Here is a 10,603-nt window from a genome sequence, read left to right on the forward strand (position 1 = left end):
AGCCTGCTCAAAGCACTGCTTTGAGGTTGTAGATGGAAGCTGACGTGGTTTGAAGAGATTTTCGAAGAGTATTACCCTTCCATATAGTCTTTCAAAGCTTGTCCGGTTAGTCCGGCATTGAGGGCAATGAGGAGTTTCAAGCGGGCTTTTTGGGCGTTGAGTTCTTTAACAAAGAAGACACCTGCTTTTTGCAACTGCACGCCCCCACCTTGGTAGGCATAAACAGGCTCAGCGATACCGTTAAAGCATCGTGAAACCAGAGCGACTGGGATTCCTTTTTGCAGAAGGCTTTCTAATTTTTGAGCCGTTTCTTTGGGAATATTACCAGCTCCGAAGGCTTGGATAATCAAACCGTTCAATTGGTCTAAATCCAGCATATCAATCAGCTCATCTGTCATACCAGCATAAGCAGAGATGATAGGGACTAATCCTTGTATGTGATCAAGGTCAAAGCGAACACGGGGCTCAGCTGTTTTGAAGTAGAGGATTTCCTGTTTCATAATCAGACCAAGGGGACCGTGAGTAGGAGTTTGGAAGGTACTGACATTAGTCGTATGTGTTTTGGTAACATACTTGGCAGCATGTATTTCATCGTTCATAACGACTAAAACCCCTTTGTCAGCAGCCTTGTCATCGCTAGCCACTCGTAAAGCGCTCAGATAATTATAAACACCGTCACTACCGAGTTCGTTGGAGCTGCGCATGGCACCTGTTAGAACGATAGGCATATGGGGAACTTCCATGGTATCAAGGAAATAGGCTGTTTCCTCTAAAGTATCGGTCCCGTGTGTGATCACCACTCCATCGTAGTTATCTGCTTCATTTTTGATTTTTCGGTAGAGGGCCAGCATATGCTTGGGTTTGATATGGGGGCTTGGCAGGTTAAAAAAGTCTAAAGCGTGGACTTGGATTCCTTCGAGGGGATTGGACACATGGTTCATGGGATTATCTGAACTCGTCACAACAGCGCCAGAAGCATCGGCTTGCATGGAAATAGTCCCACCCGTATGTAAAACAAGAATTTTCTTAGGCATGATTTACTCACTCTTTCTGAAATGTGGTATAATCATTGTATCACAAAAGGGGAGATTGGGATAGGATGGAAGTCAAAGCTGTTTTTTTTGATATCGATGGAACCTTGGTCAACGATCGCAAGAGTGTTTTGAAATCCACTAAGGACGCGATTAAAATCGTCAAAGAACAAGGAGTGCTAGTTGGTGTAGCGACAGGGCGAGGACCTTTTTTTGTTAAGGAATTGATGGATGATTTGGATCTGGATTTTGCGGTAACCTACAATGGCCAGTATATCTTTACTAAAGATAAAGTCCTGTTCACGAGCCCTATTTCCAAGTTACATTTACGCCAGCTCATTACTTATGCTAAAAAAGAGGGCAAGGAGATTGCCCTAGGGACCAAGGATGCCATGCTGGGTTCTAAAATCATGTCCTTTGGTTTGGGTTCTTTTTCCCAACGAATCAGTCGCTTCGTTCCCTCAGTTTTAACTCGGACAGTGAGTCATTCCTTTAATCGTATGGTCAGCAAGGTTGTTCCCCAAAAGGAAGAAGACCTGCTTCATCTGATGAATCAGCCTATCTACCAAGTCTTGATGCTGATGACGCCAGAAGAATCTGAGAAGGCGGCGGCTGATTTTGAAGATTTGAAATTGACACGTAGCAATCCTTTTGCAGCGGATGTCATCAATCAAGGAAACTCTAAATTGGAAGGCATACGCCGAGTCGGGAAAGAATATGGTTTTGATCTCAACCAAGTCATGGCCTTTGGTGACTCAGATAACGACCTAGAAATGCTGGCGGGTGTCGGTATGTCGGTCGCTATGGGAAATGGTAGTAGCAGTGTCAAGGAAGTTGCCAAGCACATCACTACCAGCAATCAGCAAGACGGAATTCACAAGGCCCTGGAACATTTTGGTGTTCTGGCCTCAGAAAAAGTCTTTGTCAGCCGTGACTATCATTTCAATAAGGTCAAGACCTTCCACCACATGATGGATGAACGGACCCAAGAAGAACCACGAGCTTGGGATTTAGAAGGTGCAACCCATAGGGCTGGCTTTAAAATAGAAGAATTGGTGGAGTTTGTTCGAGCTGCAAGTCCCTCTGAAGAAGATTTTGGTCAAGCTCTATCGCAACTTCATCAAGCTCTTGATAAGGCGGCAGATAAAGTAGCTAAGAAGACGCCTGCTCAGCAAGATTTGATAGGGCAGGTAGATGCCTTGATTGACACGCTTTACTTTACCTACGGTAGTTTTGTTTTGATGGGGGTGGATCCAGAACGTATTTTTGATATTGTCCATCAGGCCAATATGGGGAAAATTTTCCCAGATGGCAAGGCTCATTTTGATCCAGTGACCCACAAAATCTTAAAGCCAGATGATTGGGAAGAAAAATATGCTCCAGAACCTGCTATTAAAAAGGAACTGCAGCGCCAACTCAAGGCTTATGAACGCCATAAAGAGAGAAATAAACAGTAAAGAAAAAGGAGCTTTGGGCTCCTTTTCTTCGTGACTATAAGGTTTTTTCTTGTTCTCTCACAACCAGCAAATCGACCTTAGCATGGCGGAGAATGTATTCAGATGAAGAGCCGACCAAGAGGCGTTCAAAGGCGTTGAGACCAGTTGCGCCAACGAGGATGAGGTCCACTTCTTCTGCATCTGGAATAGTACGTGCCAGTAGGGTCTTTGGATTTCCCATTTCAATGACGATATGAACATCTGCCACACCAGCATCTTTAGCACGTTTTTCGTACTCTTTCATCAGACTTTCAGCGTCGACTTGGAGTTCTTCGTAAACTTCAGCATCAAAGGTGGATACGCTTTGGAGTGCGCGTGTGTCAATGACATGTGCGATGGTGAGTTTAGCGTCGTTTCGTAGAGCAGAATGAACTCCCTTGACAAAAGCCAAGTCTGCTTCTTTAGAACCATCGATTGCGACCATGATATTTTGGTAACGTTGTGCCATAATGAAACCTCCTGAAATTTTCTTACTATAATTGTAAACCTTTTCACTATAGAAGTAAAGCAAAAAAGGTATTTTTTAAAAGAATATTAGCGCTTAAAATCTATATAAATATATGATAAAATAAAAGAAAGGATAGCAGGAAACAAGTGAAGGGAGGGAGAATGATGAAGCACTCTTTTCAAGAAGCAAAAAAATCAAATTTCCTTTATTATGGAATTATCCTAGTTTCAGTCTTGCTAGAAGTTATCATGATCTGGCAATTAGAGAAGCTAATTCCACTTCTCTATCCAGGTTTTATCGGATTTTTAGTCTTTCACCTACTCTACCATCTAATCTTATTCCTAGTCGCTAAACGAAGTGGGCGTTGGGATTATTTGATGATATGGGGACTTTTCCTCATGTTCAATCTTCTCTATGACTCCTTTTTAGGCTTGCTTTTTCTAGGTTTATCTTTTGGTATGTGATGTGACTTTCGCAAAACACCTGCTATCTCCACTGTCTTGACCTCGCTCTTAGTGAGGTTTTTCTTCTGTAGGATTTTAGTAACACATTTCAGTAAACTTGTCGCATTTTCTTTCTAGTGGTATAATGTTACTATCCTGATGAATTGAGGAAACAAGATGAAAGAATATAACAAGTCTAGTAAGTTAGAGCATGTTGCTTATGATATCCGTGGTCCTGTTTTGGAAGAAGCCATGCGGATGCGAGCAAACGGAGAAAAGATTTTACGTCTGAATACAGGGAATCCAGCAGAATTTGGTTTTACAGCGCCAGACGAAGTCATTCATGACTTGATTATGAATGCGCGGGATAGTGAAGGTTATTCTGACTCAAAAGGGATTTTCTCAGCCCGTAAGGCTATCATGCAGTATTGCCAATTGAAGAAATTCCCAAATGTAGATATTGATGATATCTACCTTGGAAATGGTGTCAGTGAGCTGATTGTCATGTCCATGCAGGGGCTTTTGGACAATGGGGATGAGGTCTTGGTGCCTATGCCAGACTATCCTCTCTGGACAGCAGCTGTCAGCCTAGCTGGGGGAAATGCCGTTCACTATGTCTGTGATGAAGCTGCAGAATGGTACCCAGATATTGACGATATTAAGTCAAAAATCACTTCCAATACCAAGGCAATCGTCCTTATCAATCCAAATAACCCAACTGGAGCCCTTTATCCTAAGGAACTCTTGTTGGAGATTATTGAGATTGCTCGTCAAAACGATTTGATTATCTTTGCGGATGAAATTTACGACCGCATGGTAATGGATGGACATGTGCATACGCCTGTGGCGAGCTTGGCACCAGATGTCTTCTGTGTTAGCATGAATGGTCTGTCAAAATCTCACCGTATTGCTGGTTTCCGTGTGGGTTGGATGGTCTTGTCTGGACCTAAGACTCATGTCAAGGGCTATATCGAAGGGCTCAATATGCTATCCAATATGCGCCTCTGCTCTAACGTTTTGGCCCAACAAGTCGTACAAACTTCCTTGGGTGGCCACCAATCAGTTGATGAATTGCTCCTTCCTGGTGGACGAATTTACGAGCAAAGAAATTTCATTTACAATGCCATTCAGGATATCCCAGGTTTGTCTGCGGTTAAACCCAAGGCTGGGCTCTATATCTTCCCTAAAATCGATCGCAATATGTACCGTATCGATGATGATGAACAGTTTGTCCTTGATTTCTTGAAACAGGAAAAGGTTCTCTTGGTTCATGGTCGAGGTTTCAACTGGCAGGAACCAGACCACTTCCGTATCGTTTACCTTCCTCGTGTCGATGAACTAGCCCAAATCCAAGAAAAGATGACTCGATTCTTGAAACAGTATCGTAGATAGGGCTTACATTAGAAAAAGCTGGAAACATTTGACTAGAGCTATTGACAAAAGTAAAAGAATCAGATAGAATAGTAAAGTATGTTTAGTAACTGATCACTTTATAGCCGGCTAAACGAATACAAAATCTATGAGGAGGTATTCATCGTGAAACGTACTTATCAACCAAGTAAACTTCGTCGTGCGCGCAAACACGGATTCCGTAACCGTATGTCAACTAAAAACGGTCGTCGCGTATTGGCAGCTCGTCGTCGTAAAGGACGCAAAGTTTTGGCTGCATAATCCAAACGAACTATATCAAAAATCAGTAGGAACTCGAGTCTACTGATTTTTATTTTTGTAAAAAAGTACAAAAAACTTTATATTTTTGCTTGGATAGTGTATAATACTTCACATACTGTAAAAATGGAGAATAATCATGAAAAAATCAAAAGTGATGCTTCTTGGAGCGATGGCTTTGACAGCCGGTCTTGCTCTGGCAGCATGTGGATCTTCTCAATCAAGTAATCCAGAAAAGACATACTCTTATATTTTCGTCAGCAATCCAGATACTCTGGATTATATCACTTCGACACGTGATTCTACATCTAGTATTACAACCAACTTGATTGATGGTTTGTTGGAAAATGACAAATATGGTAACTTAATACCATCTATGGCGGAGTCTTGGACGGTTTCTAAAGATGGGTTGACTTATACTTATAAAATCCGTCAAGGAGCGAAATGGTATACTTCTGAGGGAGAAGAATATGCAGATGTAACGGCTCACGATTTTGTAACTGGTCTAAGATATGCTGCTGATAAAAAAGCAGAAAACTTGTACTTGGTACAAGATTCTATCAAGGGTCTAGCAGACTATGTGGAAGGGAAATCTTCAGATTTTGGTACTGTAGGTGTTAAGGCTGTAGATGATTACACATTGCAATACACCCTCAACCAACCTGAGAGTTACTGGAACTCTAAAACGACAGCAAGTATTCTTAGTCCAGTGAATGAAGCCTTCTTGAAGTCTAAAGGAGACGAATTTGGAAGTGTGACACCGTCAAGCATCTTGTCAAATGGTCCTTACTTGTTTAAATCCTTCACCTCAAAATCATTAATTGAATTTGATAAGAACCCTAACTATTGGGATAAAGATAATGTCAAAATTGAGAAAGTGAAACTTTCTTTCTTTGATGGTTCTGACCAAGATAGCATTACAAGAGGTTTCTTGGATGGGAACTATACTGATGGTCGTATTTTCCCAACTAGCTCAGTTTTTGCTGAACTCAAGAAAGGTAATGAGGACAAAATTACCTATACACCGCAAAACTCAGTTACTTTCTACTATCTTTTCAATGTAAACCGCCAAAGCTACAAGCAGACTATGAAACAGTCTGATAAGGAAAAGACAGATTCACGCGCGGCTATGCAAAATAAAGATTTCCGTCAGGCTATCAACTTTGCCTTTGATCGTCATGCTTATGCAGCACAGACAAATGGTGAAGATGGAGCAGACCGTATCTTGCGTAACACAGTTACACCAAGTAACTTTGTCCAAGTTGGCGATAAGAACTTCGGTGACATTGTCAATGAAAAAATTGTCAACTACGGTAAAGATTGGGCAAATATTAACCTAAACGATGGTAAGCAAGCCTTCTTGAACCCTGACAAGGCCAAAGAGAAGTTTGCTAAGGCCAAAGAAAGTCTGCAAGCTCAAGGAGTAACCTTCCCAATTCATTTGGATATGCCAGTTGACCAGACTGCTAAGTTGGATGTGCAACAGGCTGGATCTTTCAAACAAACAGTGGAAGAAACTCTTGGTAAAGAGAATGTAGTCATTGATGTTATCCAACTTTCTCCAGATGAAAAAGACCAGGCAACCTACTTTGCAGATACAGCAGAACAAAAAGACTACGATATTGACATCTCAGGATGGGGTGGAGACTACTCAGATCCTAAGACTTACCTAGCGATTCTTGATCCAGAGACAGGTTCTCAGTTGAAAAACATGGGCTTGTCTGAAGGAAAAGATAAGGGAGTTAAGGACAAGATTGGTCTTGCTGACTATAAGAAACTCTTGGATCAAGCAGATGCGGAAATCACAGATAATCAGGCTCGCTATGAAAAATATGCTGAAGCCCAAGCTTGGTTGACAGATAGTGCCCTCTTCCTACCAGTTCAAAGTGGTGGAGCTAACCCAATCTTCCGTAAGACTGTACCGTTTACAGGCCCATTCTCATTCGTTGGGAATAAAGGAAATGCTGATAACTACAAATATGTTGAATTGCAAAAAGAGGCAGTAACTGCTAAACAGTACCAAGAACTCTATGAAAAATGGCTGAAAGAAAAAGCTGAGTCAAATAAAAAAGCTCAGGAAGATTTAGCTAACCACATTCAATGATATTCCTAGTCATGCTTTTCAGTTAAGCATAGTGGCTGGATTCAGAAAAAGGCTCTACCAGACGCTTTTGATTCTGGTAGGGCCTTTTCTTTATTCTTTTAAGTGATAAGAGTAGCTAGCGACAACGACGTCTTGGTGCCAACGAAGGGCGTATTTGAGTTTGAGGCTCATCTGATTGTGTAAAATATTTTGCCAAGGTTTATTGGGGATAAACTGGGGAACGAGGACAGTGACTGTATAGTTCTTTCTCTGAGCTTCCTCGGAAATTCGTTTGACATACTTGACAGTAGGGGTGATGATGTCGCGGTAGCTGGTCTTGATATTTTTCAGAGTAATGGTTGGGAAGTAATCGACAAATTCTTGGAGAATTTCTTGGTCTTTTTCTGCTGTTTCCTTAGTAGAAATGTGCATGGCTAAGACTTCATCACCGATACTTTGAGCGTAGTTAATGGCTCCGACGCTTACACGGGTGACATTCCCTACTAGGACGAGAACTAGATTTCCATCGTAGGTACGTTTTTCGATGCCTTCATAGAGTCGTAGTTGTTGGGCCACTTTTTGGTAATGACTATGAATCGCCAAGAAGAGTAGGGTGAGTACGAGAATAATCGGGAAGAAAGGCCAGATATCACTGAGACGGAAAAAGAGCAGGATTAGCACGATAGCGTAGCAAATGATAGCTCCAAGGATATTGGCAAGGGCAGGTTTTAAGAAGTTGGCCCCTTTTTCTTTTTTCCAATGGCGAATCATCCCAGTCTGAGAAAGGGCAAAGGGAACGAAGACCCCGATAGTATAAAGGGGAATCAAACGTTCGGTATTGCCATTAAAAATGAGAAGAAGAATCATAGCCCCAAATGCCAGAGTTAAAATTCCATTAGAGTAGCCTAGGCGGTCTCCTTTTTCCATAAAGAGATGGGGCATGTATTTGTTTTTAGCCATATTGTAAGCCAGCATAGGGAAGGCCGAAAAGCCAGTATTTGCAGCTACGGCCAAAATCAGGGCTGTGGAGAATTGGAAGATATAATACCCAAGGTGGCCTAAGAAGGAAGTGCCGAGGATACCCTGAGCCATCTGTGAAAGAATAGTTTCTCCGTGTTGAGGCAGAATCCCCATCCAGTAGTTTAGGAAGGTGATACCAGCAAAAAGAAAACCTAAAATCAGTGACATAATGGTCAAGGTTTGAGCGGCATTCTTTTCTTTTGGAGCCTTGAAAAAGGGAACGGCATTTGAAATAGCTTCAACCCCTGTCAGAGAGGCAGATCCGCTGGTAAAAGCTCTTAGAATAAGAACGATAGACAGGCTCGGAACAGCATGACCAATAGGTGAAGTCGCCTGATAGCTGAGAGAACCTGTCACTAGTTGAAAGATTCCATAGAGTAAGAGAAAGACAGTGCTGATGATAAAGAGATAGACAGGAATCATCAGTGAACTGGCAGATTCTTTTAAGCCCCGTAAATTCAAGAGCATAAGCAAGCAAACTAGAAAAATGGAGATGTGGAGGTTGTAAGGGTGGAGAGCAGGGAGAGCTGCTGAGATAGCATCGGCTCCAGATGCAACAGATACCGCTACGGTCAGCATGTAGTCAACTAGCAGACTACCTCCAGCGATTAAGCCAAGTTCGGGAGATAGATTTTCTCGAGTAACCATATATGCCCCTCCCCCTTGAGGGTAGGCATGGATGATTTGACGGTAGGAAACGGTCAGGCTAGCTAGGAGAAGGAGGACAAAGAGGCCGATAGGAAGGCTCCACCATATAGCTAGAGGAGAGAGACTAGCCAAGACGAGGACTACTTGCTCAGGTCCATAGGCGATGGAGGACAGAGCGTCGCTTGACAACATGGCCAGTGCCTGCATTTTTCCCAGTAGTCCCCCTTCTCCTTCGGTTAAGGATTTAAGAGGACGACCGATAAAGGTCTGTTTTAATTTTGTAAACATAGTTGTTTCCTTTGTTGAAAAATTCAATAAGTGTTATTATACTGCTTTGGAAAAAGAGCGTCAAGAGATGATAATGGGTTTTAGAATATTTTTTTCAGATGAGGAGAGAGGTCAGTTTTTTTGCTATAATAGTAGATAGAAAACGAGGTTAGAAGAGATGATTTTTGATACGCACACTTAGAGTGTTTGGCGTACAGTTTAAGGACTCATGACGTTATTAAGGCATAAATTAACCATAAAACTAACCAAAGGAAAGTTAAAGTAGCATACAAAAAGAGGAATTCATTGAGAGTTCCTCTTTTAATCTATATTTTTTACAATTTCATTGAACAAAGAAATGATTTTTAATTTTTTTGTGTGTGATAAATCTGAGATGTTATCAATCAATGTAGTGATAGGGACGGAATTATCTGAAAGCGGGAAATTAAAGAAGTCTTCTACGGTCATGTCTAAAGCTGTAAGAACCTTTTCAAGTGTGTGTATTTTAAAATCGTATTTCATATTCTCGATGTTTTGTATCGCTTTAACACCTAGTTCGGCTTTATTGGATAATTGTTCTTGGCTGAGATTCTGTTCTTTTCTACATTCTCTTATACGCTCTGCTATGTATTTTTGTAATTGATTAGCTTCCATACGTAATTTCCTCTTTTGTATTATTCTACTATCCTTTATATGATTTTTTAAGTACAATTAACTATCTAAAAATTAAATATAGTATAGCGTAGTGTACAATTTTGTGTTAAAATAGATAAAAAACAATACACTAGGAGGAGTGATATGACAGAAGAAATAGCTGTGTATAAATTACAAGAATGGGACATGGGAAATGGTGAGAAGAAATATTCTCAGTTAGGTAACTTAGAAGCTCATTATTATTTTGCAAAAAATAATGGTGGAAAAGTTTTATTTACGACAAAATCGGACTTGTACCAGAGAAATGTTAGTTATTTGTTACTAACATTACCAAATGGAGAATACGGATTTCTTTCTAAAATTATTGAAAAAGGAACCTATCCTAAACTTCCAGAAGATCCCTCGTATATGGTTCCCACAGAGTGGAAAAATATAAATGAAACAATAGAAAAACAGTCCAATTTTAAATGGATTGCCTTAGAAGTTGTTTCAAATATTATTGAAAATATTGAGAATATACCTGAAATGCCTAGTCCACAGTACATGAAAAAAGAGGAATTTCAAAAATATCTAAATAACATAGATTATTAAGAAATAAACTCAGGTTTTGCTAATAGAATAGATACAAAAATCAAGGAGAATAAGATATATGAGAAAGAAGAAAAACGAAGAAGGTAAAAAGGATAATAAGAATGGCAAGAAAACTAAAAAATTTAGTTTAGTGAAAGTCATATTACTTACGATTGTTATGTTGGGAATCTTTGCTGCTGCAGGTATAAGTATATCTAATTATTTTTCCGAAAATTCATCAAGTGATAATTTATTTGATAAGAAGTGGGGTTCAG

General features: G+C 40.6%; 11 protein-coding genes. 7 read left to right on the top strand and 4 right to left on the bottom strand.

The genetic code is table 11. The annotated features are described in order from the left end of the window. Positions 1-71 precede the first annotated feature (71 nt). The gene (locus D8845_RS09705; protein ID WP_125453283.1) at positions 72-1,034 is read right to left on the bottom strand and encodes an asparaginase; all 963 of its coding nucleotides are present in this window, start codon (positions 1,032-1,034) and stop codon (positions 72-74) included. 65 nt (positions 1,035-1,099) lie between these two features. Here D8845_RS09705 and D8845_RS09710 point away from each other — a divergent pair, with 65 nt between their 5' ends. After that, a complete protein-coding gene (locus D8845_RS09710) occupies positions 1,100-2,488 on the top strand; it encodes a Cof-type HAD-IIB family hydrolase (protein WP_125453284.1) in 1,389 nt (462 codons plus the stop codon). Between the two features lie 34 nt (positions 2,489-2,522). Here the strand turns inward: D8845_RS09710 and D8845_RS09715 are convergent, their stop codons facing one another. Beyond that, the gene (locus D8845_RS09715) at positions 2,523-2,975 is read right to left on the bottom strand and encodes a universal stress protein (RefSeq protein WP_000079148.1); all 453 of its coding nucleotides are present in this window, start codon (positions 2,973-2,975) and stop codon (positions 2,523-2,525) included. A 161-nt stretch (positions 2,976-3,136) separates the two neighbouring features. Between D8845_RS09715 and D8845_RS09720 the strand changes: the two genes are divergently transcribed. From D8845_RS09720 to D8845_RS09735, 4 genes are all read left to right on the top strand, one after another. Beyond that, entirely contained in the window at positions 3,137-3,439 is a 303-nt protein-coding gene (locus D8845_RS09720) for a hypothetical protein (protein ID WP_185757446.1), read from the top strand. A gap of 156 nt (positions 3,440-3,595) precedes the next feature. Beyond that, positions 3,596-4,810: a pyridoxal phosphate-dependent aminotransferase gene (locus D8845_RS09725; protein ID WP_000666476.1), complete on the top strand. Its 1,215-nt coding sequence runs from the start codon at positions 3,596-3,598 to the stop codon at positions 4,808-4,810. 144 nt (positions 4,811-4,954) lie between these two features. Then, positions 4,955-5,089, top strand: coding sequence for a 50S ribosomal protein L34 (gene rpmH / locus D8845_RS09730; RefSeq protein ID WP_000831905.1), 135 nt, complete (start codon positions 4,955-4,957; stop codon positions 5,087-5,089). A 136-nt stretch (positions 5,090-5,225) separates the two neighbouring features. Beyond that, positions 5,226-7,190, top strand: a complete 1,965-nt coding sequence (locus D8845_RS09735; RefSeq protein ID WP_125453285.1) for a peptide ABC transporter substrate-binding protein — start codon at positions 5,226-5,228, stop codon at positions 7,188-7,190. A 90-nt stretch (positions 7,191-7,280) separates the two neighbouring features. On the opposite strand, the gene D8845_RS09740 is transcribed toward D8845_RS09735, so the two are convergent. Further along, entirely contained in the window at positions 7,281-9,125 is a 1,845-nt protein-coding gene (locus D8845_RS09740; RefSeq protein WP_125453286.1) for an APC family permease, read from the bottom strand. Positions 9,126-9,425: 300 nt separating this feature from the next. After that, positions 9,426-9,758 (bottom strand): helix-turn-helix domain-containing protein, encoded by a 333-nt coding sequence (locus tag D8845_RS09745; protein WP_125453287.1) that lies wholly within the window; start codon positions 9,756-9,758, stop codon positions 9,426-9,428. 144 nt (positions 9,759-9,902) lie between these two features. Here D8845_RS09745 and D8845_RS09750 point away from each other — a divergent pair, with 144 nt between their 5' ends. Further along, entirely contained in the window at positions 9,903-10,349 is a 447-nt protein-coding gene (locus D8845_RS09750) for a hypothetical protein (protein ID WP_125453288.1), read from the top strand. A gap of 58 nt (positions 10,350-10,407) precedes the next feature. Further along, on the top strand, positions 10,408-10,603 hold a 196-nt coding region (locus tag D8845_RS09755; RefSeq protein WP_142998978.1), incomplete at its 3' end, for a hypothetical protein.

Origin of the sequence: Streptococcus mitis (assembly GCF_003942865.1) — a bacterium.
Classification (GTDB): Bacteria; Bacillota; Bacilli; order Lactobacillales; family Streptococcaceae; genus Streptococcus; species Streptococcus mitis_BI.